Source organism: Sphingopyxis sp., from assembly GCF_034380315.1.
Lineage (GTDB): Bacteria > Pseudomonadota > Alphaproteobacteria > Sphingomonadales > Sphingomonadaceae > Sphingopyxis.
The window spans coordinates 557,672-580,422 of the sequence record NZ_JAXMPB010000002.1 but is presented as its reverse complement, the minus strand read 5'-3'; the positions used below and the strand labels follow the sequence as shown (position 1 = coordinate 580,422).

Below are 22,751 nucleotides of genomic sequence, written 5' to 3'. Positions count from 1 at the left end.
CGGCTTGGCCCCGCCGCGGGCGATTATGACGGCGAAGTCGGGGCGGCGGTCGGTGCAGGCGGAAGCGTGGCAAGCCAGCGGGTCAGTGCCCCAGGGTTCGGAAGGCGGATCAGCCGTCCCGGATAGTCGCGCAGAACCGCCTCCGTTCGTTTCCGCGGGCCGCTGTTCCAGGTGAGTACATAGAAGAAGAAGGCGAGGTCGAAGCGTTCGGGGCATCCCGGTGGCATGTCGGGGCGGCTTCGCCCGCGATAGGTCCAGATGCGCCGCAACAGGCGGCGCAGGCAGAGGTGGATCGGATAGTCGAGATAGACGATGGTGTCGGCGCGGGCGAGGCGCGGCGGCAGGCTGCTGCCGTAATTTCCGTCGATCAGCCAGCGATCGGTCGCGACGACCGCGTCCAGCCTGGCGAGCAGCGTTTCGCGTTCGCTTTCCACCCAGCCGGGGTTCCAGTTGAGCTGGTCCATGTGATGGACGGGCAGGCCGAGGCGTGGGCCGAGCGCGGCCGACAGCGTCGATTTGCCGGCGCCGCATGGACCGATGACCAGGACGCGATCCATCGCCCTAGCCGTTGAGGCGCAGCGCGAGGTCGCTTTGGAAACGGGCGTCGTCGCCGTCGGCGAGCCATTTGGCTTCGGCGGCGATCGCGCCGAGGAGGTCGGCGAGCGGTTCGATCTCGCTTTTGGCGTAATTGCCCAGCACATGTCCGGTGACGCGGGCCTTGCTGCCCGGATGGCCGATGCCGATGCGGATGCGGCGGAAATCGTCGCCGATATGCTGGATCATGCTGCGGATGCCGTTGTGGCCGGCGGCGCCGCCGCCCTGTTTGACCTTCACCTTCATCGGGGTGAGGTCGAGCTCGTCGTAAAAGACGGTGACGTCCTGCGGTGTGAGCTTGTAGAAATCCAACGCGGCGCGCACGCTGCGCCCGCTTTCGTTCATGAAGGTCGCGGGTTTGAGGAGCAGCACGCGCTGCGATCCGATGCGGCCATCCTGTATCCAGCCCTGGAATTTTTTCGCGGGCGGGGAAAAGCCGTGCATGTCGGCGATGACATCGGCGGCCATGAAGCCGACATTGTGGCGGTGCATCGCATATTGGGGCCCGGGATTTCCGAGGCCGACCCAGAGCTGCATGTTCGTGCCTTTCTCGGGGTCTTGAAAAAAGGCCCCCTCCGCGAGGAGGAGGCCCTTTTGTCAGGTTCAGGCTTCGTCGCCGCCTTCGGCAGCTTCGCCTTCGCTCTTGCTCGTGTCGCCGTCGCTCGACTTGAGCGCCGACGGGGCAACGATGGTGGCGATGGTGAAGTCGCGGTCGGTGATCGCGCTTTCGACACCCTTGGGCAGGGTGACGTGGCTGATGTGGATCGAATCGCCGACGTCAAAGCCGGTGACGTCGATCGCGATCTCGTCGGGGATCTTGTCCGCGTCGCAGATCAGTTCCAGCTCGTGGCGAACGATGTTCAAGACGCCGCCGCGCTTCAGGCCGGGCGACGCTTCTTCATTGGCAAAGACGACCGGCACTTCGACATGGACCTTGGCGTCCTTGCTGATGCGCAGGAAGTCGGCGTGGATCGGACGATCCTTGACCGGGTGAAAGGCGACGTCCTTGGGCAGGGTGCGGATGGTCTTGCCGCCGACTTCGATCATCACGACCGAGTTCATGAAGTGACCCGTCATCAACTGCTTCATCAGCAGCTTTTCTTCGACGTGGATCATCAGGGGCTCTTCTTTGCCGCCATAGACGACGGCGGGGACGCGGCCGTTGCGACGCAGGTCACGCGAGGCTCCCTTGCCTCCGCGTTCGCGCGTCTCGGCCGTCAGCGTCAGCTGATCGCTCATATCATTTCTCCGAGAAACAGTTACACAGTCCGCCACGCCTCCAGGGATGACCATGACGGAAGCGCGGGCGCATAGCGGGGAAAGGCGCGAATTGCAAGCGCCGCCCGCCGGGCGCCGGCCTATTGAACGCGCCGGACGGCCAGCCCCTCTGCGGCGAGCAGCGCGGGCAACCCGTCGTCACCCACCAGATGACCCGCGCCGACGGCGAGCAGGACGGTGCCGGGACGCGCCATGCGCGCCCGCGCCCACGCGGCCCAGCGGTGGTTGCGGTCGGCGATGATCGCCTGTCGCGCGGCGGGCACCGCCTCGACATCCTCGTTGATCATGCGTTCGAGCGCGGCGACATCGCCGCTCGCCCAGGCGGTGGTCATGGCCTCGACATCGGCGACCGCGGTATCGGCGCCCGTCGCCGCGCGGGTGAGCAGCGCGCGCTGGGTCTGCGGGTCGAGCGTTTCGAAGATCATCAATTGTTCGCGCGCGGTTTCGAGCCCGCCGATCGCCTTGCCCGTCGCGCGGAAGTGCCGCGTCAGGCCGGTTTCGACTCCATTGGCGGGATCAAGTTCGGCGCGCCGGGCAATCTGCTGTCCGATCAGGACGAGCACTGCCCAGTCGTCGAGCCCGTCGCCATCGAAGCCGCCGTCCTTTTCCACCGTGCGGAAACGGGCGTAGGCGGCGGGCGGCAGCCGCGTCTCCATCGCCAGCGGCCGGGTGCGCGGCGCAAGTTCCTGAAACACGCCGCCCGCCGCCGCCAGTTCTTTCGGTGCCAGTTCCATCACCAGCTCGTCGGCGGCCGATACGGCATCGCCGACCTTTCCTCCCTCCCAGCTCATGCGTGCGGGAAGCGCGTGCATCGTTCCGAGCAGGTAGATTTTCGTGTCGGCGTCGCTGACGAGCCACATCGCGGGGCGGGCGCGTTGCTCCGGCGCCGCCGGCGCGCAGGCCGCGAGCAGCCATGGCAAAAGGGCCGCCGCAAGGCGGCGGCCCCCAAAGTGCGGCCAAGGCCGGGAAGGGCGATCGCCCGCGGTCAATATTCGATCCGTTCGGCGGTCAGGCCGCGCTCCTTCAGATAATCCTGGACGCTTTTTTCGCCCGCCAGATGCCCGGCGCCGACCGCGATGAACACCGTGCCCGGCTTTGCCATGCGGGCCGTGATCTGGTCCGCCCAGTTGAGGTTGCGGTCCCAGAGCAGCGTTTTCGCCAGCTCGGGGGTGCTGCCCAGGCTTTCGTTCATCGTTCCCGCGAGCGCGTCGGGATCACCGGCCGCCCATTGCGCGACGAGGGTGTCGAGCGTCGGGCCCATTTTCGCAATGTCGCGTACCACGGTGTTGAGATAATTGACCTGCGCGGCTTCGGGAAGCTGGTCGAGATATCCGAGCTGCTGTTCGACCGTTTCGAGCCCGCTGATCGGCTTTCCATTCTGCTTGGCGATGGTGGTGAGCTGTTTCTCGGCGCCCTGTTCGGGGTCATAGCCCAGCTTTGCCAGCGGCAGCATCGACATGGTGACGGCGACGAACCAGGGTTCGAACATTTCGAACTGCGCGGCGGGGATGCCGATGTCGGTCATCGCGGCCTGATAGGCCTTGAGATCGTCGGCGCCGAGCCGCGACGACAGCGCCTTGCCGTTCGGATCGACCGCCAGCGGCATCATGGTCTTTGCCATCGCGGCAGGATCGTCGGGCATGACGATTTCGAGCATCAGCTCGTCGGATTGGTCGAACGCATCCTTCACCGCCTCGTCGAACCAGCCGAGGCCGGGCTTCAGCACATGGACGGTGCCGAACAGATAGATGGTCGTATCTTCATCCTTCACCACCCAAAGCGCCGGGTCGGCATCGACGGTCGGCACCACCGGCGCAGCGGTTGCCGCGACGGGTTCGGTTGTCTCGGCGGCCGTGGCGGCCGGTAGGGTGGTGTGCAACGCCAGCGGAAGGAGCGCGCAGCCGAGCGCGAGTTTCTGGAACCATTTTTTCATAGCGGGAAAGCCTTTCAGTTCCCCCGAAGATAGGCGGGGGAAGCCAGCAAAGGGAAGGTGAAAATCGGGGGGCGACGATATTTGAACCGCGGAGGGGGCGCCAGAGTGGCGCGGGCCGCACGGACGGAAAGCGACATTGCATCCGCCGGCGGCGCAAAATCGGCGCGCGCGGCAAGCCGCCAGGCAGGCGATACGGGGGCGCGGAGCGGCCGGGGGGCGGCTCGGCCCTTGACCCTCGCGCGCCGCTGCGCCAAGGGCGGCGGCACTTGTTGCACCTGCGAATAGAGGGCGAAAAGCGTGGCCGACGCGGCGGAAAAGAAACCTCTTAGCTTTCAGGAGATGATCCTGACGCTGCATGCCTATTGGGGCGCGCGCGGCTGTGCGATCCTGCAGCCCTATGACATGCGCGTCGGCGCAGGCACCTTTCACCCGGCGACGACGCTGCGCAGCCTGGGGCCGGAGCCGTGGAACGTCGCCTATGTCCAGCCGAGCCGCCGCCCGACCGACGGCCGCTACGGCGAAAATCCGAACCGGTTGCAGCATTATTATCAATATCAGGTGATTTTGAAGCCGTCGCCCGCCGATCTGCAGGAACAATATCTGGGCTCGCTGGCGGCGATCGGCATCGACCCGCTGCTCCACGACATCCGCTTTGTCGAGGATGATTGGGAATCGCCGACGCTCGGCGCCTGGGGGCTGGGCTGGGAAGTGTGGTGCGACGGGATGGAAGTCACCCAGTTCACCTATTTCCAGCAGATGGGCGGTTTCGACTGCAAGCCCGTCGCGGGCGAGCTGACATACGGGCTCGAACGCCTCGCCATGTATATTCAGGGCGTCGACAATGTCTATGACCTGCGCTTTTCCGATCCCGTCGGCGACGTGCCGGGGGTCAGCTATGGCGACGTGTTTCTGGAAAATGAACGGCAATTTTCGAAATGGAATTTCGAGGTCGCCGACACCGACAGCCTGTTCGCGGGATTCAAGGCGGCCGAGGCCGAATGCCAGCGCGCGATCGCGGCGGGGGTTCCGCTCGCCGCCTATGACCAGGCGATCGAGGCGAGCCATTTGTTCAACCTGCTCCAGGCGCGCGGCGTGATCAGCGTGCAGGAGCGCGCCAACTATATGGCGCGCGTCCGTGACCTGGCGAAGGGCAGCTGCAAGGCGTGGATCGACAGCCAGGCCGAAGGCTGGGCGGCCAAATATCCGGGGTGGACACTGTGATGATGCGCCCTGCAACGCCCCTTATGTCCGTTCGTGTCGAGCGCAGTCGAGACACCCATCGGAATGGCGCCGTCCTTCGGGGCATCTCGACTTCGCTCGACGCGAACGGGGTTTGGGGTTCGGAGGATTTGCTGTGACCGACTTTCTTCTTGAACTGCGCAGCGAGGAAATCCCGGCGCGGATGCAGGCCGGGGCGCGCGCCGAACTGGAAAAGCTGTTCCGCGCCCAGATGGCGACGGCGGGCCTCGAAACGGGCGAGCTCAGCATCTGGTCGACCCCGCGCCGCCTGGCGCTGATCGCGCGCGATTTGCCTGCGGCGACGGCGGCGGTCAGCGAGGAGCTGAAAGGTCCGCGCACCAGCGCGCCGCCGCAGGCGCTGGAAGGATTCCTGCGCAAGACCGGCCTGACGCAGGATCAGCTCGAAGACCGCGACGGCGTCTATTTTGCGGTGATCGACAAGCCCGGCCGCGCGACCGCCGACGTGCTCGCCGAGGCGATCCCGGCGATCGTCCGCGGCTTTGCCTGGCCCAAGTCGATGCGCTGGGGCCGCGAAAGCGCGAGCAGCGAAAGCCTGCGCTGGGTGCGCCCGTTGTCGGGCATCGTCGCCATCTTTGGCGAGGAGCTGGTTCCGTGCGAGATCGGCGGCATCGCCAGCGGCTTCGCGACGCGCGGGCACCGTTTCCACTGTCCGGGCGAGATCACCATCGGATCGGCCACCGACTATGCCGAAAAGCTGCGCGCCTGCCACGTCATCGTCGATCATGAGGAGCGGCAGGCGATCGTCCGCGACGGCGCCGCCAAGGCCGCCGCGGATGCGGGGCTGGTGCTGGTTGCCGACGAAGGGCTGGTGATCGAGAATGCCGGGCTGACCGAATGGCCGGTGCCGCTGCTCGGCCGTTTCGACGAAGCCTTCCTGGAGGTGCCGCCCGAGGTCATCCAGTTGACCGCGCGCGTGAACCAGAAATATTTCGTCGTGAACGGCGCTGACGGCAAGCTCGCCAACGGATTTGTCTGTACCGCGAACATCGACGCCAGGGACGGCGGCGCGGCGATCGTTGCGGGCAATGAAAAAGTGCTCGCGGCGCGCCTGTCCGACGCGCGCTTTTTCTGGGACCAGGACCAGAAGAAGACGCTGGCCGAGCATGCCGAGAAGCTGGCGAACATCACCTTCCACGAAAAGCTGGGCACCGTCGCCGACAAGGTCGAGCGGGTGGCGAAGCTCGCCGAATGGCTGGCGAGCGAAGGCATCGTCCCGAACTGCGACCCCGCGCTCGCGCGGCAGGCGGCCGAACTGGCGAAAGCCGATCTCGTCACCGAAATGGTCGGCGAATTCCCCGAATTGCAGGGCCTGATGGGCGGCTATTACGCCCGCGCCGAAGGCCTGCCCGATGCCGTCGCCGACGCGATCCGCGACCATTACAAGCCGATCGGGCAGGGTGATGATGTACCTACGGCGCCGGTGACGGTGGCCGTGGCGCTGGCGGATAAGCTGGATACATCGCTTTGCTTCTTCGCAATCAATCAGAAGCCCAGTGGTTCCAAAGATCCGTTTGCTCTTCGGCGTGCGGCTATTTCGACGTTTGCTCTCCTTCAGTGCAATAAGGTTAGGCTTTCCCTTGTTCGAGCGTTTGATTTGATTTTTGACGCGTACACCGCTCAGGTCGAACGGCGTCAGGGTTGGCAGCTATTGCTCCAAGATCCCGAAGCGGATTGGGATAAGCCAAGGCGTGAGATCTCTGGCTTTAAAAATTACTATCACAATTATTATGCTTTCGATGATGTAACCACGATCAAAGTCGGACAGGCGACATATGCGTCGATGAAAGCAGATGCTACCTTTGTAATCTCTGCGAAGGCTAGCACGTTCCCTGCTCTCCTCGACTTCTTCGCCGACCGCCTCAAGGTCCAGCAACGCGAAGCCGGCGTCCGCCACGACCTGATCGACGCGGTGTTCGCGCTTGGCGGCGAGGATGATCTCGTCCGCTTGCTCGCCCGCGTGAAGGCGCTGCAAGCCTTTATGGCGACCGACGACGGGGCGAACCTGCTCGCGGGTTACAAGCGCGCCGCGAATATCCTGAAGCAGGCGGGCGAGGTGAGCGGCGCTGTCGCTGCAACGCCGCCGACCGACGCTGACGCGGCGCTGCTCGCCGCGCTCGATGCCGCCGAACCCGCCGCCGCCGCCGCGGTCGCCGACGAGCGTTTCACCGACGCGATGGCGGCGCTCGCCTCGCTGCGCGCGCCGATCGACGCCTTTTTCGAAGGGGTGATGGTCAATGATCCCGACGAAGCGGTGCGGGCGTTCCGGCTGGGGCTGCTCGCGCGCTTTACCGGCGCGGTGCACGGCGTCGCCGATTTTTCGAAGATCGAGGGTTAACCCGAACCGTCAGGAATGAAGAAATAAGGTCCTGGCATTCGTATTACAGCAATAGGTTCGCTCGAACGCGTTAAAAGCAAAACTGAATCGACCCTAAAGGGCAAGAATATTATTCCCCGCAAACCCTCCTCCCCGGGGCAGCAGGAGCATGACATGACGACGCCTAACCAGACGACTATGGTGCATTTGTTCGGCGGTGCGGCCACCACGGCCGAGCGGTCGAAGGAGTTGCTGGGCGGCAAGGGATCGAACCTTGCCGAAATGGCCTCGATCGGCCTGCCGGTGCCGCCGGGCTTTACGATCACCACCGACGTCTGCACCGCCTATTATACGGGCGGCGAACAGTTTCCGGCCGGGCTTGCCGATGAAGTGCATGCGGGCATCGCGCATATCGAGGGGATTACGGGCAAGCGTTTCGGCGACCCGGCGAACCCGTTGCTGGTGTCGGTGCGTTCGGGCGCGCGCGTGTCGATGCCGGGGATGATGGACACCGTCCTCAACCTCGGGCTCAATGACGCGACCGTGAAGGGGCTCGCCGAAGCGTCGGGCGACGCGCGCTTTGCGTGGGACAGCTATCGCCGCTTCGTGCAGATGTACGCCGACGTCGTCATGGGGCTTGACCATGCCGAGTTCGAAGAGGCGCTAGAAATCGCCAAGGAAGACAAGGGCTTTTATCTTGACACCGAGATGGCGGCGGAGGATTGGCAGGCGCTGGTCGCCGAATATCAGGCGATCGTCGCGCGCGAAACCGGCGCGCCTTTCCCGCAGGAGCCCAAGGATCAGCTGTGGGGCGCGATCGGCGCCGTCTTTGCCAGCTGGGAAAGCGACCGCGCCAAAGTCTATCGCCGCCTCAATTCCATTCCCGGCGAATGGGGCACCGCGGTCAATGTCCAGGCGATGGTGTTCGGCAATATGGGCGACACGTCGGCCACCGGCGTGGCGTTCACCCGCGATCCCGCGACCGGCGAGCGCGCCTGGTACGGCGAATGGCTGATCAATGCGCAGGGCGAGGATGTCGTCGCGGGCATCCGCACCCCGCAATATCTGACCCGCGCGGCGCGCGAAAAGGCGGGCGCCAAGCCGCTGTCGATGGAAGAGGCGATGCCCGAAACCTTCGCCGAGCTGGGCGCGGTGTTCGACACGCTGGAAAGCCATTACCGCGACATGCAGGACATCGAGTTCACGGTCGAGCGCGGCAAGCTGTGGATGCTTCAGACCCGTTCGGGCAAGCGCACCGCCAAGGCGGCGCTGAAGATCGCGGTCGATATGGCGGGTGAAGGGCTGATCTCCGAACAGGAAGCGGTGGGCCGCGTCGATCCCGGCGCGCTCGACCAGCTGCTTCATCCCACGCTCGACCCGGCGGCGCCGCGCGACGTGCTGACCAAGGGGCTGCCCGCCAGCCCCGGCGCCGCATCGGGCAAGATCATGTTCGACGCCGACAGCGCCGAAAAGGCGGCGGCGATGGGCGAGGGGGTGATCCTGGTCCGCGTCGAAACCAGCCCCGAGGATATTCACGGCATGCACGCGGCCAAGGGCATTTTGACCGCGCGCGGCGGGATGACCAGCCACGCCGCGGTCGTCGCGCGCGGCATGGGCCGCCCGTGCGTGTCGGGCGCCGGCGGCCTCGCCATCGACGGCAGCGCGCGGGTGCTGCGCGTCGCCGGGCGCGAGCTGAAGGAAGGCGACATCATCACCCTCGACGGTTCGACCGGCGAGGTGATGGCGGGCGAGGTGCCGACGCTGCTTCCCGAACTGGTCGGCGATTTCGGCACACTGATGGCCTGGGCCGACAAGGTGCGCCGGATGAAGGTGCGCACCAACGCCGAAACCCCGCAGGACGCACAGGTCGCGCGCGATTTCGGCGCCGAGGGCATCGGGCTTTGCCGCACCGAACATATGTTCTTTGACGCGGCGCGCATCACCGCGGTGCGCGAGATGATCCTGGCCGACAGCGAGGATGGGCGCCGCGCCGCGCTTGCCAAGCTGCTCCCCGAACAGCGCGGCGATTTCGCCGCGATCTTTGGCGTGATGGCGGGGCTGCCCGTCACCATCCGCCTGCTCGACCCGCCGCTCCACGAATTTCTGCCGACCCGCGAAGAGGATTTCGCCGACGTCGCCGAAGCCGCGGGGGTGGGGATCGAGGCGCTGAAGGCGCGCGCCAACGAACTGCATGAATTCAACCCGATGCTGGGCCATCGCGGTTGCCGCCTGGGCGTCACCTATCCCGAAATCTATGAGATGCAGGCGCGGGCGATTTTCGAGGCGGCGTGCGACGTTGCCGCCGAAACCGGCGCGGCGCCGATCCCCGAAGTGATGATCCCGCTGGTCGCGACGCGGCGCGAATTCGACCTGATGAAGGCGGTCGTGGATGCGGCCGCGAAGGCGGTGTTCGCCGAAAAGGGACGCGAAATCGCCTATCTGGTCGGGACGATGATCGAGCTGCCGCGCGCCGCGTTGATGGCGGGCGAGATCGCGGCGAGCGCCGAATTCTTCAGTTTCGGCACCAACGATCTGACGCAGACGACGATCGGCATCAGCCGCGACGATGCGGGCCGTTTCCTGACCCAATATGTCGACAAGGGCATTTTCCTGACCGACCCGTTCGTCAGCCTGGATGTCGAAGGCGTCGGCCAGTTGATCGAGATCGCCGCCGAACGGGGGCGGAGGGCGCGCCCGGCCGTCAAGCTCGGCATTTGCGGCGAGCATGGCGGCGACGCGCCGAGCATCCATTTCTGTGAAAAGACCGGCCTCGACTATGTCAGCGCTTCGCCCTACCGTGTGCCGATCGCCCGCCTCGCGGCGGCGCAGGCGGCCCTGAAAAAGGGCAAATAACCACGGGGGCAGGGCATGAAGGGCTGGCACCGCTACGCAATCACCCTGGTGGCTGGCGTGGCGGCGGGGCTCGGCATGGCCTGGGCGTTGACGGGCGGCGGCCTGCGCGGCGGCCAGATCGTCAACGGCCCGTGGACCACCTCGCTCGGCTATGGCACCAAGGCGACCGACCCGCTGACAAGGGCGGCGGTCGCGCGGGCCGGGCTGCTCGCGCTGCCGGCGCGGGAAACCGTCTATTGGTCGGCGGAAAAGGACGGCGCGGGGGCACCGCTCGACGGCGATTGCCGCTACCGCCTGTCGGGACGGCCGCTCGATGCACGCTGGTGGAGCGTCACCCTGTATGACACGGGCGGCTATCTGGTCGCCAATGAGGCCGGCATCTGGTCGGTCAACGGCGCCAATGTCGCGCTCGACGGCAAGGGCGAATGGCATGTCGCCATCGCGCCCGACAAGCCCGGTGGCGACGCCTGGCTACCCGGCACCAGGGGGCGGAAATTTCACCTGACGCTGCGCATGTACAATCCGGGCGACGGCTTTCGCGCCGATCCGGCGCAGGCCGCCTTGCCGCACATCGTGAAGGAGGGGTGCTGAGATGCGGCGCTGGACCGGCCCCGTCCTGCTTGGCCTTGCCGTCGCGGCGCTGACCGCCTGGGCCGCGGTTGCCGCCATTCCCTATGCGATGATGGGGGCCGCGATCGAGCGGCTGGGGAAGGGCGGGGTCAACCGGATGAGCCATGGCAATCTGGCGACCCCGGAGCGCCAGCCGGTGGTGCGTCCCAGCCCCGACCTTGCCTATTCGAGCTGCCCCTTCGACCTGTCGGCGGGGCCGCTGGCGATCGAGGTGGTGCCGGTGCCGGGGCGTTACAGCTCGCTCAGCATCTTCGATGCCGCGACCGACGTGGTTTTCGTGCGCAACGATGTCGAGGCAAAGGGGGCGCCGTACCGAATCATCGTCGCCCGCGCGGGGCAGGCGGTACCCGCCGGCGCCCCGGTCGTCCGCACCAGCCATGACCGGGGGATTGCGCTCATCCGTCTGCTGCTCAGGGATCCCGCAGAAATCGGCGAAGTCGACGCGCTTCGTCGCCGTTCTTTCTGCCAGCCGGTCACAAAGCTGAAATAAGGGGTTGCGCACCCGAACGACTGCCCGTAAAGGCACCGCTCCACGCACCCGTAGCTCAGCTGGATAGAGCACCAGACTACGAATCTGGGGGTCGGACGTTCGAATCGTTCCGGGTGCGCCATTTCCCCTTTTTATTGGCAAAGCGCGCGGTTTACCGCGCTTTTTGTCGTTATGGATCGCCCGTCTGTCCGGGCTCAGAAGGCGACGTCGACCAATATGGTGTCGGTGTAGCTGCCCGCCGGGGGTGTCGTCTGTCCGGGCAGGATGGCGGCGCGATAGGTGAAGCCCTGCGTCGTCACCGAATCATAGATGCCGGCGTTGCTGTCGGCGGTCGCACTGCTGCGGCGGTCGCCGCCGACCGCGCCCCAGCGGTCGCCGGAAGCCGCGGTCTTGTAGATTTCGTAGCGCAGATAATTGGCGCCGCTGCGCATCCGCCGAACCCCGCTGTCGGGATTGTTTCCGTCGTTCAGCCCGACCGTGTAGCTGGCCCCCGCGCTGCACCGGATCAGAATGGTGCGGGTGATGGGATTGAAGCTGCCGACGAGCGGGGCCGAACCGAAGCTGGCGCTGGGAGCCGTGATGACACAGTCGTTCTCGACCGTCAGAGTCACGTTGACCCGAACCGCGGTGCCGCTGCCCCAGGTGGGGGAACCGATCAGCACCGGACGGACGAAACCGGGGCTTTCGGAGAAGGCAAGACATGCCACGACGCCGAGCGAGCAGACCGAATAATACCAGCGCAGATCGACGAAGCCCGAATAGGTGCCCGCCTGTAGCGCGGGCGTGGCCGCGGTACGGAAATAGATGGGGATGCTGTTGCTTGTGCCGGAGAAGAGGCTGACCAGACTGGTCGAGGACAGGTCCTGGAAGTTGCCGACGGCAAGCGGCGTGCCGTTGGCGGTCAGCGATGCGACATAGGGGATGGTCTGGCCGCCGGGGCCGGTGAGTAGAAAGGAAGAGGCATCGACGCGCAGCCCGACATAGTGGGTGGTGAGCGCGGCGAGCAGGATGTCGCATTGCAGCCCCGCCGACCCGCTGCCTTGTTGAACGGTCGTTGCTATGGCGTAGGAGCTGGCGCTGCCGAGATTGGTGCTGGTCGTCGATGTGGTGCACGCCGCCGCCGGATCGGGGGCGAGCGCGGCGGCGGCGGCGAGGGCGAGCAGGGCGTAGATGCGGCGGGTCAGGGTCGACATGTCAGTTCCCCCAGATCGGCGATCGCATCGGCCTTGGGATCGGCGGAGAATTGGGTGCGGCAGGTTCGGCCGTCGGGAAAGGCGACCGCGATGCGATTGTCGGCCGCGACCTGTTCGACGAACAGCATCCCGTCCCAGCCGACATAGGTGACATGCGCGCCGTTGAGGGTCACGGCGGCGCCCGCGGGCAGCGGTTCGCCCGCCGGGTCGATCAGGATCGCCCGCGCGGCGGCCATGTGCGTCACCGGAAACTGGATGACGTGTCCTGCACCCGCCGCGACGGCGACATTCTGGCTGACCACGGGCGCCTTGACGTTGGCGGGAAGCGACAGCGTGTCGATGTCGTAGCGCGCCGAATAATAAGGACTGGCGGAAGGGACGAGCAATTTGCCCCGGGCGTTGGTGGTGCCGATGAGCTGATTTTCATAGCGCACCGCGATGCCTGGTTCGCCATTGGTGCTGACGACCGCAAAGGCGTCGGCGATGTGATTGGCGGCAAATACCGCGTCATCCATGAAGACGAGCGATCCGCTGGCCCCGAACCAGAGCGTTGCATCCTTTTGACCATAGACACCCGCGCGCAACTGCGCGGGACGCAGGCGCCACGTCAGGTCGCCGCGCCAATAGGGATCCCCGCCATCCTCGCTGAGGACGCTGGCGTTCCACCCGATGCCGCCTTCGACGGGGGCAGCGCGCGAATAGTCCGCGCGCAGCGCGGTGCGGCCATCCAGCCCCTGGATGACCCCGCCGCCGGCGGTTCCGCCGCCCAGCGGCAGGCTGAGGGTAAGGGCGCCCGACCAGCTGCTTTCGACGAATTCGCGCGACAGCGAGGCGTTGAGGCGGCTTTCGCCCCACAGCGGGAGCACCCAGGCGATGTTCGCGATGCGGGAATCGCGGGCCCATTGCTGTTGCAGGTCGAAATAGCCGAAACCGATTGTTCCCGCATCGTCGAGTGACAGGCTGGCGGTCACGGCGGTCAGCCGTTCCCAGCCGCGGCGATCGTTGCGGTCGATCAGGCCGAGGTCGGTATAATGGGCATCGCGACGGCTGTGCCGCACGCCGATCGACAGGCCGCGCGTTTGATAGTCATAACCGACCATCAGCTGGCCGCCGTCGCCCCGGTCGCTGAAACTGCGGCTGTAGGAGGCGCTGAGGACGCCGAAATGGCCGAGCTTTACCGCCCCGCCGCCCCCGGCGAGTTTCATGTCGTCGGCAATTTCGGCCCGCACCTCCAGCGTCAGGGCGTCGGTGACGCCGTGGCGCGCCGATGCGGTGGCGGCCACGCCCCGATAGTCGAAATTGCGAACGCCATAGTTGCGCCGGAAGCTGCCGAAGGCGGCGGCGAAATCGGTCAGCCCCGGCCGCAGCAGCGCGGTGCTGATATAAAAGGGCATCGCGGTGGAAACGCTGCGCCCATGGACGTCGGTGACGATCAGATTGGCTTCGCCATATCCGTTGATCGGTGGCAGCGTGTCGAGGACGAAGGGGCCGGGGTTGACTTCTGCGCCCGCCACCCGCTGACCGCGAACGACCAGATCGACGGTCGAGGGCAGCGCCGCGCTGCCCGCGAATTCGGGCAAGGGGTAAGTGACGATATCGGGGCGTACCGAAAAGTCGCGCGAGATCTGGATACCGCCGAGGCGGACCGCCGACGCCCACGGCAAGCTGCGCGTGATGATGTCGCCGGCCTCCAGCGTCGTCATGGTTCGTTCGTCGGACCATTGCCAGTGGCTGTCGAAGCGCATGTATTTTTTCGCCTGACCCGATCGGAAGGCCCCGGTGGTCGAGAAGATCCCGGCCGATCCGAAGACGCGCGCCTCGTGCCACAGCGAGGCCTGGGCCGGTGCCTTTCGGCCGTCGCTGACGTAAAGATCATAGTTCAGCAGGGCGCCGGTATCATATTTTGCGGGCGAGAAGCCCTTGCGCCTGTCGCCGACCCGCTGTTGCGGCAGATATTCGGGCGTGACGGTCAGGTGCAGTTGCTGGCGCGGGGCGTCATAGTCGGCCCGCACGCCTTCGAGGCTGTCGACATAGAGGGTGTCGCCCTGGTCCCTGATCAGAAGTCCGGCGCGGCCGAGATCCTGGGCGCGGAGTTGGAAGCGGCTGCCCCGGCGGGTGACGGCCGCGACGATACCGCTGCGCACGCCGTTGACGAACAATTCCAGTTCAAGCTGTTGATCAGCCGCCAGATCGACATGGTCGGCCGGAGGCGGGAGGTCGCCGAAATTGTCGGCAGCCATGGTTTCGGCGGCCAGCGACACGGTGGGTGTGAGTGTGGCGGCCGGTAGGGCGGCAACAAGCGACGCAGCGAGCAGTCCGGTCCTCGGTCGGGCGAGCGCGAGAGGGATCGGGCGGCCCATCGGTGGCTATTCCCGGCGGCGCTCGATACGGGCGGGCTCGCCGCCGTTGACCGAGGCCACGAGTTCGCCGCCCGCGTCCACGTCCGGGGGCAGCGGCCAGCGCATCCAGGCACCGGGAAGCACATAGCCGAGCAGGCCGGTGGCGAAGGATTGCATTTTCGTGCCCTGCGACAGCGACACGTTGGTCAACCGCGCGTGGCCATCGCCCTTGTTATGAACCTCGACGAAGCGCCCGTCGGGGTCGCTGCCCAGCCGCCACGACAGTTGCGGTGCGGGATCGGCAAGCGAATCCTGTCCCTTTCGGCGCGCGGCCAGCGCGAACAGGGGGAGCGAATAGCGCATACGAAAGCTGACCGCCGCGCCAGGCAAGGCGTTGCCGTCGCCGGTCGGCACCTCGTCAACGATGACGCGAAAGGCCTGTTGGGGGACGCCCGGCGGCGGCGTGAGCCGAGTCAGTCGAACGAGCTGGCGCTGTCCCGGTTCGATCGTGAAGATGGGCGGCGAGCCGATGACGTCATTTTGCGGGGCATAGGTGTTGCGGCCGTCCTGCTGGGCCCAGGCGAAGATGCGGACTTGCAGGGTTGCCGGGGCTTTTCCGGGATTTTCGAGCCATAGCGCGGCGGCCTTGGCGTCGCCCTCGATCACCGGATTGACCGGCCAGATCAACAGCGATCCCGACTGCTGGGCGAACGCGGCCCGCGGCAGCGCGATCAGCATGACCGACAGCAGGATCAGCCGGAACAGGATGCGGGTTGCCGTGCGCGCCGCGGCGAGGGAGGGGGGCTGCGGCGTTACCATGCCAGCGTCACTGTCAACGTGTCGGTGTAGGTGCCCGGCGGCAGGTTTCCGGGCAGTGTCAGCGATGCGAACAGCGGCAGGCGCACATCATCGCTGTTCGCGCCCGTCACCGCCACCGACGCCGTGCCGCCGATGGCGATCGGCTGGATGCACGCCGCGTCGCTGCACAGGCTGTACGGAATGCGCGACGCGGTGTCGCCGCCGCGTTGCAAATTTCGGGCGCCGACAGCGGCATGGGTTCCCCCATCGACGCCCACCATCAGGTCCACGCCGGGGGTGCAGCGCAGCCTGATGCTCTGTGATCCGTTGGTGCTTGCCAAATGGGTGGCGGTCGAAAGCGAGGAATCGACCCCGAAATCGAGGGTGCCGATCAGGCCCGCGTTGCCGCTGTCTCCCAGGCCGTCGACGAGGCATCCGGCGACAACCGATGCGGTGACGTCGAACTGGGCGCTGGTTTCCGCCCGGGCAGGCAGGGATGCGGCGAGCGGGCCGGTCAGGCCGATCGCCAGCAGGCCGGCGATCAGGCGGGCGCCAAGGGGGCGGGCCGCAGGAGGGCGCTCGCTTGCCGGGCGGGTTTGGAGCGGAAAGGGCATGGCACCGGATCCTGCTGAACCGGCTGGGCCTAAAGCTCGAGCACCACGGTGATGATGTCGGAATAGGCGCCGGGAGTCAGGCCCGCCTCCCCAAAAGCGCGGCCATAGACATTGACCGTCTGGAGGAGGCCGCTCGCCGCAAGGGTGACGGTGCCGTTGATCGGGATGACCGCGGTGCGTCCAGCGTCCGAATAGAGATTATAGGTCACGAAGCGCCCGACATCGGTTTGATGCGCCATGGCGCGTGCACCGAGTCCGGCGCCGGAGCCGTCGTTCTGGCCAGCGTTGAAGGACAGGACGGGTGCGATGCCGTTGCTGCACTGGATGGTGAAACCCAGCCCGCCGTTCAGTATCTGTCCGTCCGCCTGGGTGAACAGCGTGTTGTGGGTGCCGAAGTCCAGCGTCCCGAAATCGGCACCGGTGGCACCGTCGGTCAAATTCACCCCGTTTATGATGCAACCGGCCTGGAGCGTTATTGTGGCGTCGACGGTGCCAGTGATTGTTGCTTGCGCCGATGTGGCCTGAAAAGCCAGTGCCAATACAGCCATGGATGAAAGTATTTTCTTTGTGAGCATTTTGAAAACTCCTCAAAAGAGCTGCGCTCTTTCAATTTGCCTTCCCCACAAGACGATTTTCTATTTAATGGAAAAAGGTTAATGAGTCTTCATTCTCGAATAGATGTAAGTTACAACTAAAGGTAATATTATTGCAAATCACAACTTAATTGACCCGTTGTTACATGGTATCTTTATCGTATCTCGTTGTGATGATTGCGATTTAAAAATTGTGATCGCGGACATGCTCCACAGTGGGACAGCGGCGGCAAGGTTCAACCGCCGCCATTGCGGGCCGTTACGATCCACGCCGCCCCGTCGATGAGAATCGAGGTGTCGCCCGGGCGCTGCGCCAGCGCGGCGCGAACCGCATCGGAGGCGAGGTCCTTGATATCGTTGGGCTGGTCGACGAGCGCCCGCGACAGCGGCCCCACCGCAAAGGCCATGTCGAGGGCGTCCTCGATCGCGGCGTCCCTGGTGGTGCCGTGGCCATAGGGGATGGCGGCGTCAAAGGGCGCGATTGCGATGTCGGAAAAGCCCGAGTCGGCCAATATGGCCTTCAGCCGGGCCGAGTCGCCGAAGGCAAAGGGGCCGGGGGCATTGGGATCGGCGGGCGTCTGGGGCAAGATGTCGCGGATCGCGGCCATCGGCAGCCGCACCCAGTCATTCTCCGCCGCGCTGCGCCAGCAGACGAAGGCGAGGCGGCCATCGGCCGACAGCGCGCGGCGCATATGGGTGAAGGCCGCCCGCGGATCGTCGAAGAACATGACGCCGAAGCGCGAAAAGATGAGGTCGAAGGACAAGGGCGGGAAATCGGCCCGGGCCGCGTCCGCCAACAGGAAGCTGACGGGCAGCGCGTCGGGGGTGTCAGCGCGCGCGTGATCCAGCAACTGGCTGGAGATGTCGACGCCAAGGACATGACCGTCACCGCCGACCATGCGCGCGAGGGCAAAGCTGGTGGTGCCTTGTCCGCAGCCCACGTCGAGGATGCGCTCGCCGGGGCGCGGTGCGGCAGCGGCGATGGCGGCATCGCCAAAGACCTGGAGCATCTGGTCGAGGCGGCCGAGATTGGCGGCCCAGCGGTCGGCGGCGTCGCCCTCCCAATCGTGGGTCTGCGCGGCGGTCGTCTCGGTCATAATGGCTCCCAATATTTGCGAATGATTCGCAAGTATACCTTTTGGCGACGCTCGGCAAGCGATGGAAAATAATACTGGAACCGGCCGGGAAAACGGGGCAGCGTCGTTTGCATGTCCGCGCGTCCCGTCCTTGGCATCATCGCTTGCAACCGCCCGGTGGGGACCGAAACCGCGCAGGTGGTGGTCAGCCGTTATGCGGCCGCGGCGATGCGCCACGCCGATTGCGCGGCGCTGATCATCCCGTCGCTGCCCGATCATATGCGCGCGGGCGAGATTGTCGGGCGGCTCGACGGGGTGCTGCTGACGGGCACGCCGTCGAATGTTGAGCCGGCGCGCTATGGCGACGGCGCGGCGGGCGAAGGGCCGTTCGATCCCGATCGCGACCGGATGATGATCGACCTGGTCGCGGCGGTGATCGCGGCGCAGCGGCCGCTGTTCGGCATCTGCCGCGGCTTTCAGGAAATCAACGTCGCGCTGGGCGGCACGTTGCGCCGCGACACGTCGGCGAACGAAGCGCTGCTGCCCCATCACGCCCCCGCTGGCGCCGCCTTTGACGCGATGTTCGATCATCGTCACCGGGTCGATCTGGCCGAAGGGGGCATGCTCGCCGCGGCCTATGGCCAGCCGTCGCTCGACGTCAATTCGGTCCATTATCAGGGCATCGGCACGCTCGCCGACGGGCTGGCGGTCGAGGCGCGGGCGCCCGACGGGCTGGTCGAGGCGTATAGCGCCCGGCCGAACGGCGCGCCGCTGCTCGCGGTGCAGTGGCATCCCGAATGGGCGACCGACGACAAGGCGCAGAGCCAGACCTATTTTCACCTTCTTGGCCGTGCGTTAAGAGGGGCGTTATGAACCGCTGCGTCACCCGCTATGACCGCTGCCTCGCACGGATCAGCTTTTCGCCCTGACCGAAGAAAGCCGGCACTCTCGCCCCCGCGCGTGTCGAGGCCATCGACGCGGTCCGGGGTCGAGACACCTACTTTTCGCGGCGCAAGGCCGGGAGGCATCTCGGCTTCGCTCGATGCAAATTGACTTCTGGATCAGGAACAAGACTATGCCCCGCAATCACGACATCGCCGAACTGCGGCGTCTCGACATCGCCCATCATCTTCCCGCGCAGGCCGACTGGGCCGAAATCGAACGGCTGGGCGGCAGCCGCATCATCACCCATGCCGAGGGCTGCACGATCACCGACGGTGAGGGGAACCGCATCCTCGACGGCATGGCGGGGCTGTGGTGCGTCAATGTCGGCTATGGCCGCGAGGAACTGGTCGAGGCGGCGGCGGCGCAGATGCGCGAGCTGCCCTTTTACAACACTTTCTTCAAGACCGCGACGCCGCCGACCGTCGAGCTGGCGGCCAAGATCGCATCGCTGACCGGCGGGCGGTTGCCGCACGTCTTTTTCAATGCGTCGGGCAGCGAGGCGAACGACACCGTCTTCCGCATGGTGCGCCACTATTGGAAGCTGAAGGGCGAGCCCAAGCGGACGGTCTTCATCAGCCGCTGGAACGCCTATCATGGTTCGACCGTCGCCGGGGTCTCGCTGGGCGGGATGAAGGCGATGCACGCGCAGGGCGACCTGCCGATCGCCGGCGTCGAACATGTCCGCCAGCCCTATGCCTATGGCGAAGGGCAGGGGATGAGCGAGGAGGAGTTCTGCGACGCCTGTGTGCAGGCGATCGAAGACAGGATCCTGGAGGTCGGGCCCGAAAATTGCGCCGCCTTCATCGGCGAACCGGTGCAGGGTGCCGGCGGCGTCATCATCCCGCCCAAGGGATATTGGCCGAAGGTCGAGGCGGTGGTGCGCAAATATGGCCTGTTGCTGGTCGCCGACGAGGTGATCTGTGGTTTCGGCCGCACCGGCAGGATGTGGGGGCATGAAACGATGGGTTTCACCCCCGACCTGATGCCGATGGCGAAGGGGCTGTCGTCGGGCTATCTGCCGATCTCGGCAACCGCGGTGGCGAGCCATGTCGTCGCGGTGCTGAAGACCGGCGGCGATTTCGTTCACGGCTTTACCTATTCGGGCCACCCGGTCGCCGCGGCGGTGGCGCTGAAGAATATCGCGATCATCGAACGCGAAGGACTGGTCGAGCGCACCGCCAGCGTGACCGGACCGCATCTGGCCAAGGCGCTGGCGACGCTCGACGATCATCCGCTGGTTGGCGAAACCCGCTCGGTGGGCCTGCTCGGCGCGGTCGAGATCGTCGCCGACAAGGAGAGCCGCGCGCGCTTTGGCGGGGCCGAAGGGACCGCCGGGCCGATGGTGCGTGATGCGTGCATCGCGGGCGGGTTGATGGTGCGCGGCATTCGCGACAGTATCGTTATGTGCCCGCCGCTGGTGATTTCGACCGACGAGATCGACGCGATGGTTGCCATCATCCGCAAATCGCTGGATGAAGTCATGCCGAAACTGCGCGCCCTTTAACACGGAAAGATCAACCCCATGCCATCCGGCCTTTTTGCCCTGCTCGACGATGTCGCCACCATTGCCAAGGTCGCGGCGGCGAGCATCGACGACATCGGCGCCGCCGCGTCGAAAGCGGGGGTGAAGGCGGCGGGCGTGGTCGTCGACGATACGGCGGTGACGCCGCGCTATGTGACCGGATTCACGCCCGACCGCGAACTGCCGATCATCTGGCGCATCGCCAAGGGGTCGATCTTTAACAAGCTGGTGCTGATCCTGCCGGTGCTGCTGGGGCTGTCGGCGCTGGCGCAGTGGGCGATCACGCCGCTGTTGATGATCGGCGGCGCCTATCTGTGTTTCGAGGGCGCCGAAAAGGTCTGGCATTCGCTCCGGAAGGATACGACGAGCCTGGAGGAGGATGCCGCGATCGTCGCCGACAAGGATCATGAAGAGGCGATGGTCAAGGGCGCGATCCGCACCGACTTCATCCTGTCGGCCGAAATCATGGTCATCGCGCTCAACGAAGTGCTCGACGAACATTTCGCGATGCGCGCCGCGACGCTGGCGGTGGTGGCGATCGCGATCACCATCGCCGTCTATGGCGTCGTCGGCCTGATCGTGAAGATGGACGATATAGGCCTGGCCATGACCAAGGCGGGTTCGGCGGCGCGCCGGTCGATTGGGCGCGGTCTTGTCAACCTGATGCCCAAGTTGCTGGCGGCGCTGGCGACGATCGGCACCGCGGCGATGCTGTGGGTCGGCGGCCAGATTTTCCTCCACGGCCTCGACGAATATCATATCGGCAATATCGGCCACGGGCTTCACGATTTCGCCCATGCGGTGGCGGGCGGCCTGCCCGGTGCCGGGGTCTGGGAATGGCTGATCAACGCGGGCGGCGCGGGGTTGTTCGGGCTGGCGCTGGGCGGGGTGATCGTCGCGGCGCTGCATCTGGTGCCGGGCAAGAAAGCCGCGCATTAGGTGGCGTGCGCCGGGGCAGGCGCGTCTGGTGGCTGGTTTGGGGTGGGGAGCGGTTAGGCAGCTTTCGGGAAAACGTGGTCCGATAGAGGCCCTTCGGCGGTGACGGAAAACCCTTCAACGCACGTTGTCGGACACTTTCTCAATCCGACAGTAATTCTCGGACGAGCGAGGTGCCATGCGACCGCACGATGCCGTGTGTGACGCGAATAGCTCCGAAACGTGCAACGAATGCACGAGTTTCATGTGGTTTTCGTCACGCGCGCGGTGGATGCACCACCCGCGCCGTTCTTTTACCAAATCTCGCCGAGTGTATAGTTCACCTCTGAGCGTCCGCTGGTTACATAGGCGTTGTGTCGCGAAAGCAATGGCCCCATTTGTTCCTCGGCTATCCATGGTCGGTCAATCGCGGTGCAGCGCCTCTCGAAGCGGCGGAGACCGCGAAGGTTCTCTCGCGCGGCGTCAGCAAATTCGACTGATACGAACATCTGGTTGAGGCCCAAAAGGCCAGCAGTCCAAAGGTGCTTGCCAGCGATGGGAGGCTTGCTGATCGGGACTTCGTGGCCGGGCTGGGTTAGCTTACATAGGATTTGCTTTACGCCTGTATCGTTCTCCCAAAGAAACTCGAAATTCTCTGGATTGTTGTCTGTTATCAAGCAATCGATATCCTGCTGCGCGCTGAACAGGAAATAGTCCTCACCGATCCGATCGCCATTTTTTCGTTCAAGAATTATTGGGGCGAATGCATGGATGCCCGGCTCAAGCTCCTCAACGAGGTCGCGAAATCTCTGATGGACGGCAACCGATCCATCAACAAGGATCATGTCGCTCAGCTTACCTTTGTGCGCCTTGCTCTGTCTCGCGACTATAGGCTTTCCGCCAAAGCGCCAAGGCAGGAAAGAGCTTATGCCGGTCGCGTTTATCAGTTTTGTGTTGTCGGGATTTTCTGTGATCTCGAAGTTTGGCTCAAAGAAATGCCAGTTCTTTTCCATTAACCAAGCCATCAAATACCCTCCTGCATGCGCAAGGGTAATGGCAGCTTGTTAAGAAAACGGCTCGGTTGACTGACAAACAGGCGTTTTCCGTCAGCTTTTAGGTGGAGGTACAAGATCACCTAACGACCAGCTTGGGGTCGTTTCCGGTCATTCAATCCAAATCGGTGGTGAACGGCGACTTTGGGGGGCAAGCGGACGTTGCCCTCCTTCGTCATCCCGGACTTGATCCGGGATCCCGCTCTTTGAGGCGCGGATCGCCTTCGATCTCAAGCGGGACCCCGGATCAAGTCCGGGGTGACGATGATGGATAGGTCAACTTCCGGTCGCAACCGGTCGCTAGCCGATGGACCTGTTTTTCCGTTCGTGTCGCGCGAAGTCGAGGCACCCA

The 22,751-nt window shown here is 65.3% G+C and carries 20 protein-coding genes and 1 tRNA gene; 9 read left to right on the top strand and 12 right to left on the bottom strand.

Features of this window, described 5'->3' with window-relative positions:
- Nucleotides 1-23: 23 nt before the first annotated feature.
- The 5 genes from U0S50_RS05845 to U0S50_RS05825 form a co-directional block, all read right to left on the bottom strand.
- The gene (locus U0S50_RS05845) at nt 24-557 is read right to left on the bottom strand and encodes a topology modulation protein (protein ID WP_322307816.1); all 534 of its coding nucleotides are present in this window, start codon (nt 555-557) and stop codon (nt 24-26) included.
- Between the two features lie 4 nt (nt 558-561).
- Nucleotides 562-1,131 (bottom strand): aminoacyl-tRNA hydrolase, encoded by a 570-nt coding sequence (pth, locus tag U0S50_RS05840; RefSeq protein ID WP_322307815.1) that lies wholly within the window; start codon nt 1,129-1,131, stop codon nt 562-564.
- Between the two features lie 66 nt (nt 1,132-1,197).
- Nucleotides 1,198-1,833, bottom strand: a complete 636-nt coding sequence (locus tag U0S50_RS05835) for a 50S ribosomal protein L25/general stress protein Ctc (RefSeq protein ID WP_322307814.1) — start codon at nt 1,831-1,833, stop codon at nt 1,198-1,200.
- Nucleotides 1,834-1,952: 119 nt separating this feature from the next.
- Entirely contained in the window at nt 1,953-2,792 is an 840-nt protein-coding gene (locus U0S50_RS05830; protein ID WP_322307813.1) for a TraB/GumN family protein, read from the bottom strand.
- Nucleotides 2,793-2,857: 65 nt separating this feature from the next.
- Nucleotides 2,858-3,805, bottom strand: a complete 948-nt coding sequence (locus U0S50_RS05825; protein ID WP_322307812.1) for a TraB/GumN family protein — start codon at nt 3,803-3,805, stop codon at nt 2,858-2,860.
- A gap of 339 nt (nt 3,806-4,144) precedes the next feature.
- Here U0S50_RS05825 and U0S50_RS05820 point away from each other — a divergent pair, with 339 nt between their 5' ends.
- From U0S50_RS05820 to U0S50_RS05795, 6 genes are all read left to right on the top strand, one after another.
- Entirely contained in the window at nt 4,145-5,026 is an 882-nt protein-coding gene (locus U0S50_RS05820) for a glycine--tRNA ligase subunit alpha (protein WP_322307856.1), read from the top strand.
- Nucleotides 5,027-5,159: 133 nt separating this feature from the next.
- The gene (gene glyS, locus U0S50_RS05815; RefSeq protein ID WP_322307811.1) at nt 5,160-7,400 is read left to right on the top strand and encodes a glycine--tRNA ligase subunit beta; all 2,241 of its coding nucleotides are present in this window, start codon (nt 5,160-5,162) and stop codon (nt 7,398-7,400) included.
- 153 nt (nt 7,401-7,553) lie between these two features.
- Nucleotides 7,554-10,232 (top strand): pyruvate, phosphate dikinase, encoded by a 2,679-nt coding sequence (ppdK, locus tag U0S50_RS05810; protein ID WP_416194957.1) that lies wholly within the window; start codon nt 7,554-7,556, stop codon nt 10,230-10,232.
- 15 nt (nt 10,233-10,247) lie between these two features.
- Nucleotides 10,248-10,823 carry a DUF1214 domain-containing protein gene (locus tag U0S50_RS05805; protein ID WP_322307810.1) on the top strand — a complete coding sequence of 192 codons (576 nt, stop codon included), beginning with the start codon at nt 10,248-10,250 and terminating at the stop codon, nt 10,821-10,823.
- A gap of 1 nt (nt 10,824) precedes the next feature.
- A complete protein-coding gene (locus tag U0S50_RS05800; protein ID WP_322307809.1) occupies nt 10,825-11,352 on the top strand; it encodes a DUF1254 domain-containing protein in 528 nt (175 codons plus the stop codon).
- Nucleotides 11,353-11,396: 44 nt separating this feature from the next.
- Nucleotides 11,397-11,473, top strand: a tRNA-Arg gene (locus U0S50_RS05795).
- Nucleotides 11,474-11,546: 73 nt separating this feature from the next.
- On the opposite strand, the gene U0S50_RS05790 is transcribed toward U0S50_RS05795, so the two are convergent.
- The 6 genes from U0S50_RS05790 to U0S50_RS05765 all read right to left on the bottom strand — a co-directional run bounded on the left by U0S50_RS05790 (nt 11,547) and on the right by U0S50_RS05765 (nt 17,986).
- Entirely contained in the window at nt 11,547-12,545 is a 999-nt protein-coding gene (locus tag U0S50_RS05790; protein ID WP_322307808.1) for a spore coat U domain-containing protein, read from the bottom strand.
- Nucleotides 12,533-14,905 (bottom strand): fimbria/pilus outer membrane usher protein, encoded by a 2,373-nt coding sequence (locus U0S50_RS05785; RefSeq protein ID WP_322307807.1) that lies wholly within the window; start codon nt 14,903-14,905, stop codon nt 12,533-12,535. The genes U0S50_RS05790 and U0S50_RS05785 overlap by 13 nt, the downstream gene beginning before the upstream one ends.
- Before the next feature lie 6 nt (nt 14,906-14,911).
- On the bottom strand, nt 14,912-15,703 hold the full coding sequence (locus tag U0S50_RS05780; RefSeq protein WP_322307806.1) for a molecular chaperone: 792 nt from the start codon (nt 15,701-15,703) through the stop codon (nt 14,912-14,914).
- Nucleotides 15,697-16,296, bottom strand: a complete 600-nt coding sequence (locus U0S50_RS05775) for a spore coat U domain-containing protein (RefSeq protein WP_322307805.1) — start codon at nt 16,294-16,296, stop codon at nt 15,697-15,699. The genes U0S50_RS05780 and U0S50_RS05775 overlap by 7 nt, the downstream gene beginning before the upstream one ends.
- Nucleotides 16,297-16,325: 29 nt before the next feature.
- Nucleotides 16,326-16,844 (bottom strand): spore coat U domain-containing protein, encoded by a 519-nt coding sequence (locus U0S50_RS05770; protein WP_322307804.1) that lies wholly within the window; start codon nt 16,842-16,844, stop codon nt 16,326-16,328.
- Nucleotides 16,845-17,125: 281 nt separating this feature from the next.
- Nucleotides 17,126-17,986, bottom strand: a complete 861-nt coding sequence (locus U0S50_RS05765; protein ID WP_322307803.1) for a class I SAM-dependent methyltransferase — start codon at nt 17,984-17,986, stop codon at nt 17,126-17,128.
- A 111-nt stretch (nt 17,987-18,097) separates the two neighbouring features.
- On the opposite strand from U0S50_RS05765, the gene U0S50_RS05760 reads away from it, so the two are divergent.
- The 3 genes from U0S50_RS05760 (at nt 18,098) to U0S50_RS05750 (ending at nt 21,371) form a co-directional block, all read left to right on the top strand.
- A complete protein-coding gene (locus tag U0S50_RS05760; protein WP_322307802.1) occupies nt 18,098-18,838 on the top strand; it encodes a gamma-glutamyl-gamma-aminobutyrate hydrolase family protein in 741 nt (246 codons plus the stop codon).
- A gap of 202 nt (nt 18,839-19,040) precedes the next feature.
- The gene (locus U0S50_RS05755; protein WP_322307801.1) at nt 19,041-20,414 is read left to right on the top strand and encodes an aspartate aminotransferase family protein; all 1,374 of its coding nucleotides are present in this window, start codon (nt 19,041-19,043) and stop codon (nt 20,412-20,414) included.
- Nucleotides 20,415-20,432: 18 nt separating this feature from the next.
- Nucleotides 20,433-21,371, top strand: coding sequence for a DUF808 domain-containing protein (locus U0S50_RS05750; RefSeq protein WP_322307800.1), 939 nt, complete (start codon nt 20,433-20,435; stop codon nt 21,369-21,371).
- 290 nt (nt 21,372-21,661) lie between these two features.
- On the opposite strand, the gene U0S50_RS05745 is transcribed toward U0S50_RS05750, so the two are convergent.
- On the bottom strand, nt 21,662-22,372 hold the full coding sequence (locus tag U0S50_RS05745) for an imm11 family protein (protein ID WP_322307799.1): 711 nt from the start codon (nt 22,370-22,372) through the stop codon (nt 21,662-21,664).
- Between the last annotated feature and the right edge of the window lie 379 nt (nt 22,373-22,751).